The sequence below is a fragment of the Moorella naiadis (nom. illeg.) genome (assembly GCF_051020825.1).
Lineage (GTDB): Bacteria > Bacillota > DSM-521 > Neomoorellales > Neomoorellaceae > Neomoorella > Neomoorella naiadis.
In genome coordinates this window covers 1-21,675 of the sequence record NZ_JAXGFQ010000002.1, presented here as the reverse complement: position 1 = coordinate 21,675, position 21,675 = coordinate 1, and the positions used below count along the sequence as shown (strand labels likewise).

Annotated in this window: 21 protein-coding genes; all 21 read left to right on the top strand. The window is 52.2% G+C overall.

Annotated elements, in window-relative coordinates:
- The first annotated feature begins 52 nt into the window (after window positions 1-52).
- The 21 genes from SDD30_RS01420 (at window position 53) to SDD30_RS01320 (ending at window position 21,563) form a co-directional block, all read left to right on the top strand.
- Window positions 53-571, top strand: coding sequence for a CD1247 N-terminal domain-containing protein (locus tag SDD30_RS01420; RefSeq protein WP_434073151.1), 519 nt, complete (start codon window positions 53-55; stop codon window positions 569-571).
- Window positions 572-868: 297 nt separating this feature from the next.
- Window positions 869-1,921, top strand: coding sequence for a stage III sporulation protein AA (gene spoIIIAA / locus SDD30_RS01415; protein ID WP_434073150.1), 1,053 nt, complete (start codon window positions 869-871; stop codon window positions 1,919-1,921).
- On the top strand, window positions 1,918-2,436 hold the full coding sequence (gene spoIIIAB / locus SDD30_RS01410; RefSeq protein WP_434073149.1) for a stage III sporulation protein SpoIIIAB: 519 nt from the start codon (window positions 1,918-1,920) through the stop codon (window positions 2,434-2,436). Before spoIIIAA ends, spoIIIAB begins: the two co-directional genes overlap by 4 nt.
- 26 nt (window positions 2,437-2,462) lie before the next feature.
- Entirely contained in the window at window positions 2,463-2,669 is a 207-nt protein-coding gene (gene spoIIIAC, locus SDD30_RS01405) for a stage III sporulation protein AC (protein WP_434073148.1), read from the top strand.
- A gap of 13 nt (window positions 2,670-2,682) precedes the next feature.
- On the top strand, window positions 2,683-3,075 hold the full coding sequence (spoIIIAD, locus tag SDD30_RS01400) for a stage III sporulation protein AD (RefSeq protein ID WP_434073147.1): 393 nt from the start codon (window positions 2,683-2,685) through the stop codon (window positions 3,073-3,075).
- A 57-nt stretch (window positions 3,076-3,132) separates the two neighbouring features.
- Window positions 3,133-4,374, top strand: coding sequence for a stage III sporulation protein AE (gene spoIIIAE / locus SDD30_RS01395; protein ID WP_434073146.1), 1,242 nt, complete (start codon window positions 3,133-3,135; stop codon window positions 4,372-4,374).
- 8 nt (window positions 4,375-4,382) lie between these two features.
- Entirely contained in the window at window positions 4,383-5,300 is a 918-nt protein-coding gene (locus SDD30_RS01390; protein ID WP_434073145.1) for a stage III sporulation protein AF, read from the top strand.
- Window positions 5,287-5,919 (top strand): SpoIIIAG-related protein, encoded by a 633-nt coding sequence (locus tag SDD30_RS01385; RefSeq protein WP_434073144.1) that lies wholly within the window; start codon window positions 5,287-5,289, stop codon window positions 5,917-5,919. Before SDD30_RS01390 ends, SDD30_RS01385 begins: the two co-directional genes overlap by 14 nt.
- Before the next feature lie 29 nt (window positions 5,920-5,948).
- Entirely contained in the window at window positions 5,949-6,578 is a 630-nt protein-coding gene (locus SDD30_RS01380) for a SpoIIIAH-like family protein (protein WP_434073143.1), read from the top strand.
- Window positions 6,579-6,695: 117 nt separating this feature from the next.
- Window positions 6,696-8,102 carry an amino acid permease gene (locus SDD30_RS01375; protein WP_434073142.1) on the top strand — a complete coding sequence of 469 codons (1,407 nt, stop codon included), beginning with the start codon at window positions 6,696-6,698 and terminating at the stop codon, window positions 8,100-8,102.
- Window positions 8,103-8,543: 441 nt separating this feature from the next.
- Window positions 8,544-10,574, top strand: coding sequence for a diguanylate cyclase (locus SDD30_RS01370; RefSeq protein ID WP_434073141.1), 2,031 nt, complete (start codon window positions 8,544-8,546; stop codon window positions 10,572-10,574).
- Window positions 10,549-10,782 carry a DUF2283 domain-containing protein gene (locus SDD30_RS01365; protein WP_434073140.1) on the top strand — a complete coding sequence of 78 codons (234 nt, stop codon included), beginning with the start codon at window positions 10,549-10,551 and terminating at the stop codon, window positions 10,780-10,782. Before SDD30_RS01370 ends, SDD30_RS01365 begins: the two co-directional genes overlap by 26 nt.
- A 150-nt stretch (window positions 10,783-10,932) precedes the next feature.
- Window positions 10,933-11,616 carry a GntR family transcriptional regulator gene (locus SDD30_RS01360; RefSeq protein WP_434073139.1) on the top strand — a complete coding sequence of 228 codons (684 nt, stop codon included), beginning with the start codon at window positions 10,933-10,935 and terminating at the stop codon, window positions 11,614-11,616.
- A gap of 23 nt (window positions 11,617-11,639) precedes the next feature.
- Window positions 11,640-13,136, top strand: a complete 1,497-nt coding sequence (locus tag SDD30_RS01355) for a sugar ABC transporter ATP-binding protein (RefSeq protein ID WP_434073138.1) — start codon at window positions 11,640-11,642, stop codon at window positions 13,134-13,136.
- A 4-nt stretch (window positions 13,137-13,140) separates the two neighbouring features.
- Entirely contained in the window at window positions 13,141-14,130 is a 990-nt protein-coding gene (locus SDD30_RS01350) for an ABC transporter permease (protein ID WP_434073137.1), read from the top strand.
- Window positions 14,131-14,270: 140 nt separating this feature from the next.
- Window positions 14,271-15,278 carry a sugar ABC transporter substrate-binding protein gene (locus SDD30_RS01345; RefSeq protein WP_434073136.1) on the top strand — a complete coding sequence of 336 codons (1,008 nt, stop codon included), beginning with the start codon at window positions 14,271-14,273 and terminating at the stop codon, window positions 15,276-15,278.
- 158 nt (window positions 15,279-15,436) lie between these two features.
- The gene (gene iolM, locus SDD30_RS01340; protein ID WP_434073135.1) at window positions 15,437-16,654 is read left to right on the top strand and encodes a scyllo-inosose 3-dehydrogenase; all 1,218 of its coding nucleotides are present in this window, start codon (window positions 15,437-15,439) and stop codon (window positions 16,652-16,654) included.
- Between the two features lie 64 nt (window positions 16,655-16,718).
- Entirely contained in the window at window positions 16,719-17,840 is a 1,122-nt protein-coding gene (iolN, locus tag SDD30_RS01335; protein ID WP_434073134.1) for a 3-dehydro-scyllo-inosose hydrolase, read from the top strand.
- A 232-nt stretch (window positions 17,841-18,072) separates the two neighbouring features.
- Window positions 18,073-19,098 (top strand): inositol 2-dehydrogenase, encoded by a 1,026-nt coding sequence (gene iolG, locus SDD30_RS01330; RefSeq protein WP_434073133.1) that lies wholly within the window; start codon window positions 18,073-18,075, stop codon window positions 19,096-19,098.
- A 3-nt stretch (window positions 19,099-19,101) separates the two neighbouring features.
- Window positions 19,102-19,917: a TIM barrel protein gene (locus SDD30_RS01325; RefSeq protein WP_434073132.1), complete on the top strand. Its 816-nt coding sequence runs from the start codon at window positions 19,102-19,104 to the stop codon at window positions 19,915-19,917.
- A 122-nt stretch (window positions 19,918-20,039) separates the two neighbouring features.
- Window positions 20,040-21,563 (top strand): tagaturonate reductase, encoded by a 1,524-nt coding sequence (locus tag SDD30_RS01320; protein ID WP_434073131.1) that lies wholly within the window; start codon window positions 20,040-20,042, stop codon window positions 21,561-21,563.
- The last annotated feature ends 112 nt before the right edge of the window (window positions 21,564-21,675 follow it).

The following is a 21,675-nucleotide window of genomic DNA, read 5'->3' as shown; positions in this document are numbered from 1 at the left end:
TAAGGCCGGCCCTGGCTGGCAATAATAAAAGGGAAGGAAAGGAGTGGCCAGGATGAAGGACCTGAAGAAAAAGGTAGCCTACCTTCAGGGGTTGATGGCGGGGATGGACCTCGATCCGCAAAGCAAGGAAACCCGCCTTCTGCGGGAAGTAGTGGATGTCATGGAGAAAATGGCTGACGCCATCCATGACCTGCACGAAGACTACGAGGAACTGGAAGAATACCTGGAGAGCATTGACGAAGACCTCTATGATTTAGAAGACGAGATTTATGATGAGGATGACGACGAAGATGAGGACGAAGATGACGATGATGACGAAGATGAAGACTTCGACGATGAGGATGACGAGGGAGACTACATTGAGGTCGAGTGCCCCAAGTGCCACGAAATAGTCTGCTTTGACGCCGACATTCTCGATGATGAAGACGTTGTCGAAGTCACCTGCCCCAACTGCGAAACAGTAGTCTTTGTTAATGATGACGAGGAAGAAATTGCCCCGGAGGAAACGGATAAGAAAGACCAGAAGCAGCCGGTAACGCCTGAGAGCGGTAAAGATACTGACGACATCTAGCGTGCCTGGCGTTACGGAGAAGCCAATTATGGCGGCTCACCGCCGCTAGCGAACCATGAAAATGTTGGTGCTATAGGAGGGGTGAGGTAGGTTCCCGGAGGGCGCCTTGGCGCTTAGTTCGACACAAGTATAATGGCGCCACCAGCGCCCGAAGGGAACCGGCCTCACCCCTAACAAGCTGCTATTAATATCCACTTTTGGCAGAAAGCTATTTTGGGAGGAGCCCTGAGGGGGCTCTATTTTTTTGCATAAAATTGGCAGGTGGCTAATAAGCATAATGGCAGGAGGGAATATTTCATGGCTAAGGTGCGGCTGGTCAAAGGTGAGCACACCTTCCTTGACCCCGGACAGGCCCCGGCCGGGGCAGCGGACCCCCTGGCCAGTTTGCCGGGACTGCTGCCGCCGGCCATTACCGCGGCCCTGGAGAACCTGCCAGGCGGGATCAAGGCTTCCCTGGAAGAGATTCGCCTGCGCCGGGAACGGCCCCTCCAGGTGCGCTGGAGCGGTGGCGAGGGGTGGGTGACGGCCGGCGGCCAGCTCACCCCTGATCCGGACCTGGCCTGCAGGGTGACGGCCGGCGATCTGGGCCGGACCATCGAAGCCCTGACCCGGAGCTCCCTTTACGCCCTGGAAGAAGAGCTGCGTTCCGGTTATATAACGATCAGCGGCGGTCACCGGGTAGGCCTGGTGGGAGAGGCGGTAGTCTCCCGGGGGGAAGTCCGCACCCTGAAAAATTTTGCCGGCCTCAACCTCCGCCTGGCCCGGGCTCTCCCCGGCTGTGCCCGGGGCCTGGTACCTTACCTCCTCGCCGGGGAGCGGCCCCTGCATACCCTGTTGCTGTCACCGCCGCGGTGCGGTAAAACGACGATCCTGCGGGATATCATCCGCCTCTTCAGCAGCGGCATCCCGGCAATCAACTTTGCCGGCGTTAATGTCGGTGTGGTGGACGAGCGTTCCGAGATAGCCGGTTGCTGGCTGGGGGTACCGCAGCTGGATGTAGGCCCCCGGACGGATGTCCTGGACCGCTGCCCCCGGGCGGCGGGAATGCTTATGCTCCTGCGGGCCATGGGGCCGGAGGTTATCGCTACCGACGAGATCGGCCGGCCGGAAGAACTGGCCGCCATCCAGGATATACTTAATGCCGGCGTTACCGTTCTGGCCAGCGTCCATGCCGGCAGCCTGGAGGAATTAAGTAATCGTCCCGGTTGGGGGGACCTGCTGGAGCAGGGTTTCTGGCAGCGTCTGGTGCTCCTGGGCCGCACCCTGGGTCCGGGAACCATCGAAGCCGTTTTCACCGGGGACAACCGGGTCCTGCGCCAGGGGCCCTGGCGCGGGGAGGGTCGGCCATGATTAAGCTCTGGGGGGGCATGTTGATAATAATGACCTGCGGCTGCCTGGGCTTAATGGTTGCCCGGGGTTACCGGGCCCGGGTGGAACAGCTACGCCAGCTTAGTGCCGGGTTGAAGATGCTGGAGATGGAGATCAGGTATACGGCAACGCCCCTACCCCTGGCCCTGGTACGGGTCGCAAACCAGTCAAGGGGGGTCGTGGCTCATTTTTTTCATACTGTAGCCGGCTGTTTAAAAAGAGAGCCTGCCACCGGGGCCCAGGCGGCCTGGGAAGGGGGCCTGGTCGAACTAAAGGAAAAAGGCGCCCTGGAACTGGAAGACCTCGAGATACTCCGCTCCCTGGGTCCCTTGCTGGGCCGCTCCGGGGTGGAAGACCAGGTCAAGAACCTGGAACTCACGCGCCAGCTATTGGGGCAACAGCAGCTGCTAGCCATGGAGCGCACTAACCGCCAGGGCCGGATATGGCAGACCCTGGGGTTTCTCCTGGGGGTTACCCTGGTACTCCTGCTCTACTAAATAAAGGCACAGAAGGTGGGGTCAAGATGCTGAGCATGGATGTCAGTCTGATCTTTAAACTGGCCGCCCTGGCTATTATCATCACGATTTTTTATACCTTTCTCAAGCAGGCCGGTCGCGATGAGTACGCCTATATGACGGTCCTGGCCGGCCTGGCCATTGCCCTCCTCTGGGTTATACCCTTGATTATGGAGCTTTTTGCGGCCGTCCGTACCGTCTTCCAGCTCTATTAAAGGGGTGCCGGCAATGGAGATCTTCCAGATCGTCGGCCTGGCCCTGACGGCTACCATGATGATTATCCTGGTGCGCCAGTCCCGGGGCAGCGAAGCAGCCCTCCTTATCAGCCTGGTCGTCGGGGCGACTATCTTTCTCCTGCTTCTGGACCGCATCGGTACGGTCATCCGGGTGCTGGCCGACCTCTCCCAGCAGGCGGGTATTAACCAGTTCTATCTAAATACCGTTTTAAAGATTATCGGCATCGCCTATGTTGCTGAGTTCGGCAGCCAGGTTTGCCGGGATGCCGGGGAAAACGCCATCGCCGGCAAGGTGGAACTGGCCGCCAAGGTATTGATCATGGTCCTGGCCATCCCCATTATCGTCGCCATCCTGGAGAGCATCATCCGCCTATTACCACCTTAGAGCCCCTGGCCAGCCGGGAGTAAGGCTGTTTAATTCGACCGTTAAGGTTGTGATCCTGTGGAGCAGGTAGTTACCCGTAGACGCCGGCTAATCTATACCCTGATCGTGGTACTGGGCGGCCTGTATTTCCTCCTGGCAGCGCCGGCGGCCCTGGCTTATTACCCGCCGCCGGCCGGTGGGACGGCGGCGGCCACTACCATGACCCTGGACGAACACCTCGCACGGCAGATGGCCAAACTGAATCTGGGGGGTATTGATACTTACTTAAACCAGCTGGACCGGGAAGTGGGCCAGTACCTACCGAGCTTTAGCCTGCAGGAAGTCCTGAATAACCTACGCCGGGGCAAACTGCCCCTGGACCCGGGGGCGGCGGCCCGGGGTTTGTTAAATTATCTTTTCCATGAGCTCCTGGCCAGCGGTGCTCTGCTGGGCCAGCTGGTGATCCTGGCTGTGGCCTGCGCTGTACTGCAGAACCTCCAGTCAGCCTTTAGCGAGGGTAGCATCGGCACCCTGGCCCGGGGGGTGGCCTTTCTAGCCTTGATTACCCTGGCCCTGGCCTCCTTTACTGTAGCGGTGCGTACCGGCGGTGAGGCTATTGACAACATGGTCTCCTTTTTTCAATCCCTATTGCCGGCCCTGATTACCCTGCTGGCGGCCACCGGGGGCGTGACTACCTCCACCCTGTTACAGCCGGTGCTAATCTATGCCATAACCATCATCGGCACCCTGATGCATAACGTCCTTTTTCCCCTTATATACTTGACAGCCGTCCTGATGGTGGTCAGCCAGATTGCCGATCGCTTCCAGGTCTCCAAGCTGGCCGGGCTCCTCAAACAGGTGGCCCTGCTGGGCCTGGGAGCTATGATGACCATCTTTACCGGTATCCTCTCTATCTATGGGGTGGCCGGTGCGGTAGCCGACGGTGTGGGCCTCCGCACCATCCAGTTTGCCACCGATGCCCTGCTGCCCGTCGTCGGGGGGATGCTCTCAGATGCTGTGGCGACCATTGCCGGGACAACCCTGCTGTTAAAGAGCGCCGTCAGCCTGGTTGGTGTCGTGATTATATTTTTCTTGGCCGCCTTCCCCATGCTCAAGATTCTCTCCCTGCTGGTGGTTTACAAAGTGGCAGCGGCCGTAGTCCAGCCCTTCGGTGAAGAGAAACTAGCCGAGGCCCTGGACGGTATCGGCGGCGCCCTGACCCTGGTCTTCGCCTGCGTAGCCGTAACGGGATTGATTTTCTTTATGGCCATCGCCATGATCGTTGTCCTGGGCAACCTGACGGTGGCCCTGAGGGGGTAGGTGGGTGCTTGATCGTTAAAATTGGTGCCATTGTCCGCCAGGTGGCCCTCATCGCCCTGCTGGCCGCTTTCCTGGAGATGCTCCTGCCGGAAAAAAAGATGACCCGCTACGTGCGCCTGGTCCTGGGCCTCTTTGTGGTGGTGGCCATTTTGAGTCCCCTGGTGGAGGGCTTGCGTACCGGGCCGGAACTGGATGTGGCCGCCTGGGACCTGCGCCTGGACCCGGTAACAGCCGCCCCGGTGCAGCAGGGCCGGGAAATGGCCGCCGCCAACGATGAAGCCGCCTTGGAGATCTATCGGGAGCGCCTGGCCGGCCAGATTAAGGCCCTGCTGGGTCTGATACCGGGTATCCAGCAGGTGGAGGTGCTGGTACAGGTCGCCGGGAAGGAGGGCTATCGGGGGGCCATCGAGCGGATTATCGTCACTGCTACCCTGGGAACTGGTACAACACCGGCGGCGAGTAAGGGCATGGCCGGGGCCGGACCATCACCGGTAAACATCTCTCCTATTGAGGTTAAACCGGGAGCAACAGATGGTATCCCCTATCAGCCGGCTCCGGCGGGAGGAGACCAGCGCCAGGAACAGCCGGGGTTGAAAACCGGCCCTGGGGCCCAGACCGGCAACCAGGAACATACCACCCAGGGGAACAAGGATCAGCCAGCTCCCGCTCCCCAATCGCCCGGCAGGGGCGAATCCTCCCCGGCCAATCCGCCCTCGACGAGCGGCAAACTCCAGAAGCCGGGCGGGGGGGCAGCTAAACCGCCGGGAAATACCGTCCCCAGCGGGGAACAAATCAAAGCCCGGATCCGGGAGATGGTCTGCCACTTCTACGGCCTGGAGCCCGGCCAGGTAGAGGTAATCATCCTGGCGGGAAACGCCACGGGGAAAGCCCCATCTGGAGGAGGTGATAGCAATGGAGCGCCATAAATGGAGTTTCCTGCCTGCCAAACCACCCTGGTACCTGTGGCTGGCTACGGGAGCCATTATTATCGGCAGTATCTTGATGAGTATCGGTCGGCTGGGCAATGCCGGCCTGCACCAGGCCGGCTCGCAACCGGCCCAGCAGAAGCGGCAAGCCGAACTGTCGGCCCCTGCGACAGAGCTGATGACCACCGCCCGGGAAATGGAAACCCAGCTTCAGCAGACCCTGGAGCAAATAGCCGGTTCCGGCCGGGTAGCGGTGAGCGTCTCCTTAAAGGCCAGTCCTTTAAAAGAGTTCGCCACCAACACCAAAACCACCAAACATTCTATAGAAGAAAAGGATCAAAGCGGTGGTACCCGGATGACCACCGACAGCAGTGAGGATGCGACCATGGTCATGGCCCGTAACAGCCAGGTAAGCGGTGGCGAGGCGCCGGTGGTCAGCCGGGAGTCCCAGCCGGAGATCCTGGGGGTGGTGGTGGTGGCGGAAGGGGCCAATGACGCCCTGGTACGCCTGCGTTTGAGCCAGGCGGTGGAGACCCTATGGGGTCTGGCTCCCCACCAGGTCCAGGTACTGCCCATGGACCCCGGCGGGAACCAGAAACCAGAAACGGGTAAGAAATAACGCGCAAAAATAAGCAGGAGGAGAGAAAAGTGATTACTATCGGCAATAAAGGGCGGGTAGTCATTGCCTTGATCTTGACCTTCGGCGTCCTGGCCTACCTGGTACAGGGTGATCGCCAGGCAAGCCGGCAGGCCGGCATGGAAACGCCGGCGGAATGGCCGGTGCAACAGGCTAGCCATCCGGCAGGGAAGGCCAGCCAGCCGGATACCGGCCAGGCGACCAAGGTGACCGCGCCCTCTCAGGACCAGGCGGTTGCCGGGCCCAAAGCGGAGGACATCCTCCAGGGAGCCAGTGCCAAAGCCGGTAATGGGGCAGCCTTCTTTATTGAATACCGCCTTGAGCGGGACCGCCAGCGCAGCCAGCAGATTGCCCTGCTGAAGCAGATCCTGGATAACCCCAACTCCGGCGGCGAAGGCAAGCAGGAGGCCCAGAAGAGGCTGGTGGATCTGACCCAGCAGATGGATCTGGAAATGCAGCTGGAGAAATTAATCGTCGCTAAGGGTTATCAAGATGCAGCCGTCTTTATCCAGCCCAATGCCGTCAATGTCATCATCAGGGCCGACAAGTTCGGTGACGAAGACGCCAATAAAATTGGCGATCTGGTCTCACGTTCTACGGGCCGCCCAAGGGAACAAATAAGTATGATCAATAAAAAGTAACCGTTAGGAGCAAACTAGACGCGGAGGCATAGCCTCCGGGTTTCTTTTTTTGGAGGAGCCCCTCATGGCGGCAAACTCCACCACTTCCCACATCTCATTTCGGAGGGGGGATTTTGCTTGGCACCCGGCCAAGAAGAAAAACAGGCCAAAAAACTGAGCGCCTTCAGCTTAATCTTCTTGGGCCTCGGCTCGACTGTGGGCAGCAGCTTTTTTCTGGCTTCAGGGATTGCTGTTCACGCCGCTGGTCCGGCGGTCCTCCTGGGATACCTTTTCAGCGGGCTTATTTTCTACCTGGTCCTGGTGTCCCTGGGCCACCTGGCCCTGAAGTACCGGGAGAGGGAGTCCGTCCGGGGTTACGTCGAAGAAACCCTGGGTCCCGTAGGCGCCTTTATGACCGGTTGGAACCTGTGGCTCACCAGCCTGGTGGGTATGGTCAGTGAGGCTGTAGCCATGGCCATTTATACCCGCTTCTGGTTTCCCGGCCTGCCCCTGTGGGCCCTGGTCCTGGCCTATGGCCTCTTGGTGGCCGTGATCAATTACTTTGGCGTTGATATTGTCGATAAATTTGAAGGCGGCTTGTCATTAATCAAAATAACCAGCGTCCTGGCCTTCACCGGGGTTATGCTCTATATAATCTTTAGCCACCGGCCGGCGGCAACCGCGACCGGGCTGGTACCTTTCTTCCCCAATGGTCTCAAAGGTTTGGGCCAAGCCGTGGTCGTGACCACCTTTGCTTATGGCGCCGGGGCCCTGACTGCGGCTGTAGGCGACACCAAAAACCCGCGCCGGGCTATACCCCTGGCCACCATGGGCATGGCCCTTACCCAGGCCTTGTTTTTCCTCCTGCCGGTTACCACCCTGGTGGCCGTTACCCCCTGGACCCTCATTAGCAGCCAGTCCAGTCCCTTTGTCACCGGCCTGGAACACGTTGGCATTCGCCTGGGTGGTTCCGTGCTCAATGCCATTGTCCTGGTAGCCTCCTTTTCCGTGTTACTAGGTTCCATGTTCACCGCCATAACTATGCTGGTCTCCCTGGCCCGGGATCGGGAAGCCCCCAGTTTCTTAGCCGGCAAGGAAGGAAAGCGGCCCCTGAAGGCCCTCTTGGTAACGGCGGGAGTGATGTTGCTGGTATCCTTGCTGGCCATCTTTTTACCCCGGCATATTTACCAGTATGCCATCACCGCCACCGGTTACTTCAGCTTTGTCAACTGGGGGGCAATCCTGGCGGCCCGCCTGTACCTCTGCCTGCCGTTGCAAAACGAGGGCCGCCTGGAAATAGGCGGGTTGTTCGTTACGGTAACAGGACTGGCGGGCCTGGTAGTCGTGTCCCTAATGGGTTTGACCATGCCGGAGCAGAGGTTCGCCCTGGTGGTGATGGTGATCAGTACCCTGGCCCTGCTGGGCGCCGGCTGCCTGGTCAAGCGGGGGGAGCAGGCCCCGGCAGTTACTGCCGTCGGTAATAAGGAAAGGGCGGGCGGCTGGCTGGAGCGGCTTCTGGGTAGTCTCCGGCGTAACCAGGTTTAGGGGTCGAAAGATATACGCTGCCGTTTTTTATGCAGGCGGTAATGGGTTGCTCAGAAAAAGCACCATTTGTAATGGGCTTTGCCACTCTCGCGATGCATAGCCAAAACAGAAACGAAATTTTCTACGGCTACCAGCAACCGGATGGCAAACATCTTTGCAAAAACTCTTTACCATCCTCTATTGTTCCTGTTGCATATTTTTCCAGGCCGGATTTAACTGCTACTGGGAATAAATTTCATCGCTCTTAGAAAAAATTGCAAGCAAAAGGAGCAGGAACACTTCCTTTATTGGGCGAATTCTATAATGAACCGTAAAACGTACCCCCAAGGAGACCCTCTTAAGATGGAAAATCTTTGAACCCCACGTATACCACAGTCAGTCTTTCTAAGAGGCCGGAAAATGCCATTTCATTGCCAAGTCTTATTTGAGGGGGGGTTGGAGTTGAATCCTTATAAAGGCAAAAGGATTCTTATTGTGGAAGATAGCCAGCTCGGCGCGCAAATGACGGCAGATATTCTCAAAAAGCATGGATTTGTGACGGAAATTGTTATGACAGGAGAGGAAGCGCTCGATAAATTTCGCTGCGGCCGTTGCCCGGACCTCATTTTAATGGACATAGAACTTGGCCATGGTATGGATGGAGCTCAGGTGGCCCGGGCAATCCAACAGTTAGAGAACGTGCCCGTGGTATTTTTTGCGGTCCACACTGAACAGGAAACCGCGAAAAAAATTCGTTCTGTTGCAGGCTACGGATATGTACTGAAGGGAGATGACGAACATGTGTTGTTATCCACGGTAGAAATGGCGTTTAAACTTTATGAAGCCAGTGCCGAGCTGAGGCAAAGAGAAATGATTCTCAGCGCTATTACTGACTCGGCAAAGGATGCTATCATCATGCTCGACGGGCAGGGTAACGTTACTTTTTGGAATCCCGCAGCAGAGCATATCTTCGGCTATAGTAGGGATGAAATCCTGGGTAAAAACCTGCATCAACTGTTAATACCAGCTAAGAGCCTCGAAGATAATAATAAGTCCCCCCATAATTTTCAGTTAACAGGCCTAGATAAGTCTGCCGGGAATAGAATGGAGCTAAAAGCCAAACATAAAGACGGGCGGGAGGTTGACGTCGAGTTATCATGGTCGGTTTTGGAGATAAAGGATGCCGGGTATGCGGTAGGAATTGTACGTGATATTAGTGAGCGCAAGCGTTTGGAGTACGAAAAAAGGCGCCAGCTAGATCGATGCCGTTTACTCCTGGAGGGAATTCCTAATCCTGCCTGGCTGGTATCCCGTGAACGCTTTATTATAGCCCAAAATAAGGCCGCAGTAGAACTGTTTCAAACAAAAGTCGGAGAATATTGCTGGCAAAGTATTCACCATGGAGAGACGCTGCCCCCAAATTACAGCGAAGTGATTGCAAGATCAGGCACCCCCTTGCCAAGCACGAAATGTTTTTTTTGCCGCGGCGATGAAGCACTGGACAAAAACCGTTCTATTAATAGGGAAATAAATATAGATGGCGAGAGTTGGGATACATGGTGGGTGCCGGTCGACGAGAACGCATATTTGCACTATGCTGTGAACATTACCAGGTTTAAAAAAATGGAGGAAGAGGTCAGGCGGCGGGAAGAGTTTCTGCGCCTTCTCTTAGACTCCGTGCCGGCAGGCATAATTACTGTCGACGCCCTGTCGGGCAGGCTCGAAAGAGTTAACTTGGAAGCCGCGGCTATGATTGGAGCTACTCCGGAAGAGCTTAAAGGTAGGTTGTGTAGCGAGTTTTTTCCGTCTGCCGGTGAATATTGCCCAAGCACAACTTCAGATCAAAAGACAGAAAACGCTGAACAGATTTTACGCCGGTTAGACGGCAGAGAAATACCGGTGCTAAAGACTATTAAGCGTATCCAAACTGACGATGGGGAGAAGCTGATTGAAAACTTCATAGATCTTACAGAGCGAAAAAAGATGGAAGAGGAACTTAAACGCCTATCTATTACCGATTCCCTGACAGGCGCTTATAACCGCCGCCATTTTTTAGAGATGCTGATACAAGAAATAGAGCGTGTACGGCGGACGGGACTCCCCTTGGCTTTGATCATGTTTGACCTGGATCACTTCAAGAGCATTAACGACCGTTTCGGACACGCAACCGGTGACTTGGTCCTCAAGAGCCTGGTGGCAGCATTTAAAGAAAGGTTGCGTAAAACAGATTGCCTGGCCCGTTGGGGCGGAGAAGAATTTGTGATTTTTTTACCCGACACTACTGAGGAAGGGGCCGCCAGATTGGCGGAAGAACTCCGCCTCCGGCTGAGCCAAATGGAGATTCCAGGTGTGGGGCGAGTGACGGCTAGTTTTGGGGTGACCGTTTATTCTGCCGGAGACACTGTAGACACCATCACCCAGAAGGTAGACAATATGCTATATAAAGCTAAGGAAAGCGGACGGAATTGTGTCTACACCTGCCCAAGAGGGTGAAAACATAAAATTCCATTACCACGCGGATACTGACGCCCTCTATATAGACCTTTCGGAAAAAGAAAGCGCCTACTCGTTAGAAGTAGCGCCCGGCGTTGTGCTGGACTTTGACGCCGAAGGGAAGCAGGCGGCTGGCTGGAGCGGCTTCTGGGTAGTCTCCGGCGTAACCCGGTTTAGGGGTTGGAAGATATACGCTGCCGTTTTTTAATAATATGTTTTGGGCTGCCTTCTCACGCATAAAAAAATTTTTTATCCTTAGCAGGAATTAACGGAGGAATGTCGAATATATTATACATACAACTGGTATACCGGATGAATACAAATTGAACGCCAAAATGAAGTGTAGGGTGATGTATTTATGGAGAGTTTGCGAGATTTAGAGGTTATTCAGCCCGTCATGGGGCAAAAGGTCTACGAGGAAATAAAAGAAGCTATCATCAACAATACCATTAAACAAGGAACCATGCTCCAGGAAAGAATAATTGCTGAAAAGCTGAGCGTTAGTCGGACACCGGTGCGTGAGGCCCTGAGAAGATTAAACTCGGAAGGGTTAATTGAATTAATACCTGGAAAAGGTGCGACGGTAACTAAAATTACCATTGAAGATATTCGCGAAATTATGCAGGTCCGAGAGCCTTTAGAGTGCCTGGCAGTGAGGCTGGCGGCAGAAAGAATCCAGCCCCGGGATATAAAATATTTAGAAGACATAATTGCTAACTGGGATAAGGAAATTAATTGCAGCGACCAGATTAATTTTCAAAGTTTAAGTACAAAGGATATAGCCTTTCATGAATATCTAGTAGAAATTGCCGGCAATAAACGTTTGGCAAATATTTTAAATATGTTGCGAGATCAAATTAGGCGAATTACCTTCCTGACGCAAGATAACAGGAATAGAATTGAAATATCTTTCCCTCAACACCTAAAAATTCTGGAAGCCTTAAGACTAAGGGATCCGGTTACGGCGGAAGCAAGTATGCGCCAGCATATGCAAAGTATAAAGGAATATTACTTTGAGTGGTTTGGCTTCAAAGAAAACTAAAATATATGGAAGGGGAAGGGGATATGAGTAACAAGTTTATTGAAATAAGGGGGGTTTCTAAACTTTTTCCTGGCGTTACTGCGTTAGATAATGTTGATCTTGATATATATGAGGGCGAAGTTCACGTTTTACTTGGGGAAAATGGAGCGGGAAAATCTACTTTAATTAAAATATTGACAGGTGCCTATAAAAAAGATGCGGGCCAGATAATCATAAACGGAAAAGAAGTAGATATTAGATCGCCACGTGAAGCATTACAATCAGGGATTTCTTGTATTTATCAAGAATTGAATCTAATTCCCCATTTAAGTGTAGCCGAAAATATATTTTTAGGGAGAGAACCACAAGATATACCTATTTTAGGAATTATAAATTCAAGAGAACGATTTGCACGGAGTATAAGCCTTCTTAAAGAATTAGGATGCCTAATTTCGCCTCAAGTTAAAGTTAAGGATTTGGGTATAGGGAAGCAACAAATGGTTGAAATTGCCAAGGCTCTTTCCCTTAAGGCACGGTTAGTGATTATGGATGAACCTACTTCAAGTTTAAGCGAACACGAAGTGGCCGAGCTGTTCAAAGTAATAAGAGGGATTAAGCAGAAAGGAATAGCTATAATTTTTGTTTCTCATAAGCTCGAGGAGATTCGGCAGATTGCCGATCGCGTTACTGTACTTAGGGATGGCAGGAAAGTAGCAACTTTACGCCGGGGAGAGTTTGATATTGATGATCTCATTAAGTTAATGGTAGGGAGGACTTTAAAAGAGAAATTTCCCAAGGTTAATGTCGAACGAAAACGGGAGGCTTTGCGGGTTGAGGATGTTTGGACAGATACGGGATTAAAAGAGGTTAGTTTTACTGCCTATGAAGGTGAAATTTTGGGCATTGCAGGTCTGGTTGGAGCTGGCCGGACAGAGCTGGCGAGAGCTATATTTGGGGCAGACCCTATGGTAAAAGGAAGTATCTTCATATACGGAGAGAGAGTTAATATTAGGAGTCCCCGGGATGCAATCAAGGCAGGGCTTGCTTTTTTATCGGAAGACAGGAAAACCCAGGGACTTATATTAGGAGAAAGTATTGCCTTTAATACGACATTGGCAGGTATTAATCAATTTAGAAAATGGGGCTGGCTGGATGTACGCAAACAGTGGCAAACTGCTGAGCAATTAGCCAAGGATTTACATGTCAAGCCTCTGCAAATCGGGAGGAAGGCGGGAGAACTGAGTGGTGGGAACCAACAAAAGGTTGTTTTAGCCAAATGGCTTTGTACCAGGTCCCGTATCTTCATCTTTGATGAACCCACACGGGGTATCGATGTAGGCGCTAAAGTAGAAGTTTATAACCTGATAAATAATTTAGTTCAAAATGGAGTGGCTGTGATTATGATTTCCTCTGAATTACCCGAAATACTAGGGATGAGCGACCGCATTTTAGTTATGAGTAATGGGCGCATTACAGCCGAATTAGTAAGGGAAGAAGCCACCCAAGAAAAAATAATGAAGGCAGCGACAGGGGGTTATTAAAATCATGGTGAACGAATCAGAATTGGTGCAGACTAACAAAATTAATTGGAAAGACTGGCTGTATAATCTCGGTGCCTTGTTAGGGTTAGTATTGCTGAGCGGAGTTTTAACAGTATTATCACCTGACTTTCTTACTTTAAACAATCTAATGAATATCGCACGACAATCCGCTATTAATAGTCTGATTTCGGTAGGTATGTTATTAACAATTTTAACTGCCGGTATCGACCTCTCTGTAGGTTCGGTTCTTGCCCTGGCAACTACAATGATGGCTATTTTAATAATTAAATTAAATATAAACCCTTTCCTAGGAGTAATGATTGGTTTGTTCCTGGGCGCATTCCTAGGTTTTATGAATGGTATATTGTTAACTAAACTTCATCTCCCTCATCCCTTTATTTCTACGTTAGGAACCATGAATATTGCTCGAGGTTTAGCGCTGATCATTACCGGAGCTTCACCAGTATCTGGGTTTCCCCTTTCAGTTCAATTTTTAGGGGCAGCTTTTTGGGGACCAATACCTGTCAGCTTTATCCTAGTTATTGCCGTGTTTATTATCTTTCATTTCTTCCTCACGCGTACTACCGTAGGGCGCTATATCTATGCTGTCGGTGGAAACCCGGAAGCAGCCCGATTATCAGGGGTACCTGTAGAAAAGGTGCTAGTGACAGTCTATACCCTGAGCGGATTAATGGCTGGCTTAGCGGGACTTGTAATGGTAGGACGTGTTAATGCAGCGTATCCCTTAGCTGGTCTGGGATATGAATTAGATGCTATTGCAGCAGTGATTATTGGTGGTGCTAGTTTTTTTGGCGGTGTTGGAAATGTTTGGGGAACGCTGGTTGGAGCACTTATAATGGCGGTTTTGCGTAATGGGCTTAATCTGCTGGGCGTTTCTGCTGATCTTCAAACGGTAGCTATTGGAGCAGTAATTATAGGTGCTGTTTACGTGGATGTATTACGCCAGCGGGCAATAACTAAAGGCAGGAGGTGATATAGTTTCAACAGCAAGCAAGGGAACGCACAAGTAATAATGGAGAGGAGGTAGGATGGTTATAAAAGGTAAGTAGCTAAGGTAAGTAGCTATAGAAAAAATAGGTTACTCATTCAAAAAATGAAATGGAGGGCTTAGTGATGCATAAACGTGTGCTTATGATTATAGGGATAATGATACTTTCTTTACTGGTATTTGCTGGTTGTGGTGGTAAGGGCCAGAGTAACCCGTCCAGTGAAAAAGGCAGTGCTAACAAACAAGAAACACAAACTAGTAGTAAGGGCATCCGTGTGGGCGTAGTAGTAAAGGCTTTGAATAGTGACTACTGGCGACTGGTAGAAGCTGGGGCTAAAGAAGCCGGCAACAAATTGGGGATTGAAGTTACGGTCTTAGGGCCTGCTGCTGAAACTCAGGTAACTGAACAGGTTTCGATGATTGAGGACCTGATTACGAAAAAAGTATCTGCTTTAGCTGTAGCACCAAGCCAACCAAGTTCTGCCATACCAGCTTTTGAACACGCTAAAGCGCAGAATATTCCTGTTGTGTTAATTGATACTGATGCTAAGTGGGATGGCAAAGTTTCCTTTGTGGGGACAGGTAACTACGTTGGCGGGAAACAGGCAGGTGAGTTTTTAGCTAAAAAGCTGGGTAAAGGCGCCAAAATTGCAATTTTGCGAGGCGCTTTAGGTGATCCTACTCATGATGAGCGAGCCAATGGAGCAATAGAGGTGCTTAAAGCTGAGGGGCTGGAAGTTGTTACAGTTCAACCGGCCAATAGTGAACGTCAAATGGGTATGACAGTCATGGAAAACATTTTACAAGCCAATCCTGGTATTCAGGGAGTATTTGCCACCAATGATGAAATGGCTTTAGGAGCTTTACGAGCAATTGAAGCAGCCAAAAAGAATATGGTAGTAGTTGGATTTGATGGCTCACCTGATGCCCTGAAGTCGATTAAAGAAGGTAAACTAACTGCGTCTATAGCACAAAATCCATATAATATTGGCTATATGGGAGTGGACGCTGCTGTAAAAGCTGCTAAAGGAGAAAGTGTAGAAAAGCGTATTGATACCGGAACAAAAGTTATTACCAAAGAAAATGTTGACGAGGAACAGACAAAATTAGCTAAGATTTTGGGAAATAGATAGAGAATTTAAGCATTATCTTGGTCACCAGGTTGTTTAATCCCTCCTGGTGACCAAGATGATAGATATTAAATTTAACTCTAATTACCAGAGAGCTTTATTTTTACAACTAATGGTATACCTAAAGAATACCATATATAAGACTGAAGGAGTGTTGATTAATGAGCACCAAAATGCGCGCCATAGTACTCCATGCCGATTGGGACCCCAAACCGGAATTTAAGTTGGGGCCCAAGGACATCGAGGGTCGGCAGACTTATCTGGGGAGCAAGGTATGGCGCCATCCCAGGGTAACTATCCAGGAAAGGGAAGTTCCTCAGGCTGGACCTGGCGAAGTAGTAATTGAAGTTAAGGCCTGCGGTATATGCGGCAGCGATGTCCATATGGCCCAGCCCGATGAGCAAGGGTATATTTTCTACCCGGGCCTGACGGGATTTCCCGCCGTTCTGGGCCATGAGTTCGCCGGCGTAATCGTTGAGGCCGGGCCGGGTGCCTTTAACAAACGCACCAACAAGCCGTTCAAGAGGGGCGAGGCTGTATGTGCTGAAGAAATGTTATGGTGCGGCGCCTGCCAGCCCTGCGCCGACGGCTGGCCCAACCACTGCGAGCGGCTGGATGAGATCGGCTTCAATGTCGACGGGGCCATGGCCAAGTACATTAAAGTACCTGCTCGCGTTGTATGGAGCCTTGAACCTTTACGTGAACGCTATTCCGAAGAAGAAGTATTTTTACTGGGCAGCCTGGTGGAGCCCACTTCGGTGGCCTATAACGCTGTTATCGAGCGCAGCGGTTGGGGTATTCTGGGGGGTATCAGGCCTGGCGATAACGTCGTCATTTGTGGCGGTGGGCCGATTGGTATCGCAGCCTGTGCCATTTTGAAGCGCCAGGGAGCTGCCAGGGTGATTTTATCCGAACCCGAACCGGCCCGGGCGGAATTGGGACGCAAGATGGGTGCCGATTTTACCATTAATCCTTTGCAAGAGGACTTTACTGAGAGGGTCCTGGAAATTACCCATGGTTATGGCGCCGCCCTGTACCTGGAAGCAACCGGTTTGCCGACGATAGTTTATCCCCAGATTGAAAAGACAATTTGGGAACAAAAAACCTTGAATGCCAGGGTCATGGTAGTTGCCCGTGCCGATGCTAAAATGCCGGTAACCGGCGAAGTCCTGCAGGTGCGCCGGGCACAGATAATCGGCGCCCAGGGGCATTCCGGTCATGGCACCTTCCCGCGGGTCATTGAGAGCATGGCCACCGGGATGAATATGTTGCCAATGATCACCAAGCAGATCTCTCTCGATGAAGTACCCGAAAACCTGGTGACTTTAAGAACCGATCGTAAAGAATGCAAGATTACCGTGCGCCTTGATAAAGAATAAGTTTCGTTCTGGAACCGGGGCAAGGTTATATCTATCAAATTAAATTAGTAAAGGAGCCTGTAGTATGAACCAAAATATCTGCAAAGGATGGCTGTTAACCGATCACCCGGCCATTATCTTCGAGGATAACGAAGTCGGCCGCCTTAAGAAACAAATCTGGGAGGCTTCCGAAGAAGAAATCGACGCTATCCTGAAAGAATACGACATTCCTTCAGAACCTGAGCTGGGTAAGCCCGGTACTTATATCCAGAATACTCCCCGGGTCAAGGTAATAGAAAAACGCAGGAAAAACGATATTGTCTTCGTACCTATCGGCTGCACAGAAAACCACGGTCTCCATGCCAACAGCGGCCTGGATACCTTCATGGTAACCCAGATTTTAGAGGGTGTGCGCCGTTATACGGCCAGGCAGGGGCGCGAAGTAAGCCTGGCTTTTCCGCCCCTGAATTATGGCGGGCACCCCTACCACCATCTGGGTATGCCGGGAACTGTAATTATGCCCAAAGAAGTGGTGGAGGAGACCATTATATATACTTTGCTCGGTCTCTGGAACGATGGCTTCCGGAAGATTATCCTGGTTAACAACCATGGTCACCTGTGGATGCTGGAATCCGCCATCCAGGAGTTTATGAAACGCTTCCAATTGCCGGGTGTTTTTCAGGTCATCGACTGGCACCGGGCCGTAAGGGAGTTCTTCTTCCCGGTAGACAGGGAAGATAGCCTGAAAACGGATTTTATTCATGCTGATGAATCCGAGACTTCAGTTGCCCTTCTGTTATTCCCCGGCATGATCGATATGAGCGTAGTGCAGGATGCCCAGGGAGAAAGCTTCCTGCCGCCGGGACACTTTGACACTTCAGTGGATCCCTACCGGCGTCCCCACCGCTGGTCCGAGGGAGAAGGGCATGCGGCCATTGAACGGGCGGCCACTCCCCAGGGCGTGGTAGGCAAACCTAGCTTGGCGTCCGCCCGGAAGGCCAAGCGACCCATCGCTGCCATTTTGAAGTATCTCACCCTGCTACATGACCATATCCTGGATGCCTTCCCGCCCGGCACTGTACCGCCGGTAGAAAAGGTTACGCTACGGACGGAAGAAGAAATGCAGCCCTTCCTGAAAGAGCCTTTCAGTGAAGGTTGGAAGTCGGTATATGAATTACCTTATATCGGGGCGTTCCATAAACTCTAAGTTAGTGGCCTGGGTTAACAGGTTAAAAGATTAACAGGTGTGCTTTCTATACGAGCCTTTTCCTGATTGAAAAAAATAGCGGCTAAATATCGCTTTGACCAAAAGCTACGGTGGGCGTCGAAAAGGGGTTGACTTTGGCGATTACCTTTCGTGGACCTCACTGCCCTGAGGCCCGCCGTTGCTTCTGGCCAGGTTACCTCTAAAAGTTTATTATCACAGGGGGCTGCAAGGTATGCCGGAAAAGATAGAATTAGGTCTAATAGGTGCCGGCCGCATTGGCAGGGTCCATGCCGAAAATATTCGCTTTTATGTGCCGGATGCGGAACTAGTCGCCGTCGCCGACCTTTACAGCGATAAGATCAAAGACTGGGCATATAACCTGGGGATCAAACACGTCTTTAGCGACCCGCAAAAGATCATTGAAGATGAAGCTATCGATGCCGTTTTAATCTGCTCTTCCACCGATACCCATGCACCTTTAATAATCCAGGCTGCCCGCGCCGGCAAGCATATCTTCTGTGAAAAGCCGATAGACTTTGACTTAAATAAGATCCAGGAAGCCCTTAAGGAGGTGAAGAGGGCCGGAATTAAACTCCAGATCGGCTTCCAGCGTCGCTTCGATCCCGGTTTTAAGAAAGCCTATAACTTGATAGGGCAGGGGAAGATAGGCGATATACGGGTTATAAAAATAACCTCCCGCGATCCCGCACCACCTCCCGTGGAGTATATAAAAGTCTCCGGCGGCCTCTTTCTGGATATGACCATTCATGACTTCGATATGGCCAGGTACCTGTCGCGGAGCGAAGTTACGGAAGTATATGCTGTAGGTGGGGTGATAGATAAAGCTATTGGTGAGGCGGGAGATATAGATACCGCCATTGTCACTTTAAAATTTGCCAGCGGCGCCATGGGAGTGATAGACAACTGCCGCCAGAGTGTCTACGGTTACGATCAGCGAGTGGAAATTTTAGGATCGACAGGCTGTACAATGGTCGGCAATGAACCATTAACCCCAACTGTTTTAAGCACGGCAGAAGGCTTCCTGGCTGATAAACTGCAGCATTTTTTTATCGAAAGATACCAGCAGGCCTATATAGAAGAAATAAAGGCTTTTGTAAACTGCATTCTGAACGACCAAGAACCGCCTGTTACCGGCAACGATGGCCTGCAGCCTGTTTTAATCGGCCAGGCCGCTAAACAGTCTCTGGCTGAAGGTAGACCCGTCCCCGTAAATTTACCTTCAGGTGGAGGTCTATAATTAATGAAGATAAGTGTGTCTATCGCTCAAAACGCACCTGAATCCGCCCCCTTTATCCTCAGGGGGCCTTATATTGATACCATTAAAAAAGCCGCTGAACTGGGATATGATGCTGTAGAGATCCACGTAAGAGACCCGCGGGAACTTGAGGTGGAGCAGATTTTTAAAGCCTGTCAGGATGAAGGGATTACTGTTTCCACCCTGGGGACGGGCCTGGGCTATGTGGTAGATAAATTAAGCCTGACCCATCCTGAGGCTCAAATAAGGGAGAAAGCTGTTAAGCGCATTTTAGACCATATTGAAGTTGCCTCATGCCTGGGGGCCGGAGTTATTGTTGGCTCGATGCGAGGAGTAATACCTGACATTGGCCAATTTAAACAATATGAAAATTACGCGGCAGAAGGCCTGGCTGTCTGCCTGGAGAAAGCTAAAAAATGCGGCGTGGTACTTTTTTTAGAAGCCATCAACCGCTATGAAACCAATTTTCTCAATACGGCAGCCGATATTTTAAACTTTCTAGAGCGGTTCAATACCCCCTACCTTAAGGTCCACCTGGACACCTTTCACATGAATATCGAAGAGGTTGATCTTGACCAGACTCTGAAAAAGACGGGTGAAGCACTGGGCCATATTCATTTTGCCGATAGCAATAGATTTTATCCGGGACAGGGACATCTTGATTTTAAAAAGACAATTACTACCTTAAAAAATATGGGTTATCAAGGTTATATCGCCCTGGAATGCCTCCCCTATCCTGCTCCTGAGGAGGCGGCAGCGGGGGCTATAAAGTATCTTAAAAGCTTGCTTGATGAGAATTGAGCATAAAAGATTTAGTTATCATCAGGGTTAATTGCCGGGAAAGATGACGTGTGCCTTAAAGAAACGGCGATTGTTTCGGGGAAAATTTCTGAAATTAGTTCCCCGGGAAGGAGCAAAAGAAAATGCTTGCACTGAATAAAACCCTGCTCACCGGCGATTTTGCCTTTCCCCCCAACCTGGAGGTGGGCCCCTACCCGGGCCACCTGCCGGAGCGGGTCATCCAGTTCGGGGAAGGCAATTTCCTGCGCGCCTTTGTCGACTGGATGCTCCACGAGTTAAACAAACAGGGTCTGTTCAACGGCCGGGTGGTTGTCGTCCAACCCCTGGACCGGGGCCTGGTGGATAAACTAAACCAGCAGGACGGCCTGTATACCTTAATCCTGCGTGGCTACCAGGACAGTCAACTGGTAGAAAAGCGGGAGATCATCGCCTCCATCAGCAGGGGGATTAACCCCTATGACGACTGGCCGGCCGTCCTTCGTTGTGCCGAAGACCCGCAAATCGACATCGTCATCTCCAACACCACCGAAGCCGGCATCGCCTATGATCCGGAAGACAGCTTGACGGCCACACCGCCGGAATCCTTCCCCGGCAAGCTCACGGCCTACCTGTACCACCGTTTCCGCCACTTTAACGGCGACCCGTCCGGGGGCATGATTATCCTTCCCTGCGAGCTCATCGACCGCAACGGCGACAACCTTAAAACTATCGTCATGCGGCTGGCCGCTGCCTGGAGCCTGCCGGGAGAATTCCAGCAATGGGTTAAGGAAGCCTGTATCTTCCTCAACTCCCTGGTGGACCGGGTGGTCCCGGGCTATCCCCGGGAAGAGGCAGACAAGCTCACGGCAGAGCTAGGCTATAAAGACGACCTGCTGGACAGCGGCGAGCTGTTTCACCTCTGGGTAATCGAAGGCCCGGCGCACCTAAAAGAAAAGCTCCCCTTCCATGAGGCCGGCCTCAACGTCATCTGGACGGACGACATGGCGCCCTACCGCACCCGCAAGGTACGCATCTTAAACGGCGCCCATACCGGTACGGCGGCGGTAGCCTTTTTAAGCGGCATCGAGACGGTGCGCGCAGCGGTGGAGCACCCGGTTACCGGCCGTTTTATGCAGGAGTTGATCTTTAACGAGGTCATCCCCGCCACCGCGCTGGATCAGGCCATGCTGACCGGTTTTGCCGAGGAAGTCTTGCAGCGCTTCCGCAACCCCTACATCGTCCACCGCTGGCAGAGCATCCTGCTCAACACCACGGCTAAATTCAAGACGCGGGTACTGCCGTCATTGCTGGATTACATGGCTGCAAAGCAGGCCTTGCCGCCCCGGATGACCTTCGCCCTGGCCGCCCTGGCAACCCTGTTTAAGGAAGGCCGGGTTAACGGCCGCCAGTTCCAAGGGGTGGGGCAGCAGGGGGATTTTAACATCGAAGACGACCCGGAGGCCCTGGCCTGCTGGCAGGCGGCCTGGCAGCGCTACGACGGGACGGCGGCCGGCGCCCGGGAAGTGGCCGCCTTCATCCTCGGCCAGAGCGCCATCTGGGGCTGGGATTTAAATGCTGTTCCCAGCCTGGCAGAGCGAATGGGGGAATACCTCCAGGATATTAGCAGCAATGGTATAGCGGCGGCCCTGGCAAAACTGCTAGCGTAAGCTACGGTGCTGGCGGATACTGGTATCAGTACCGGGCCTCTTTTAAATGCGGATAATCCCCAGTATATCCGGGCAGCGCGAACGGATAAGGGCGCCGGGTTTTGTTAGAATG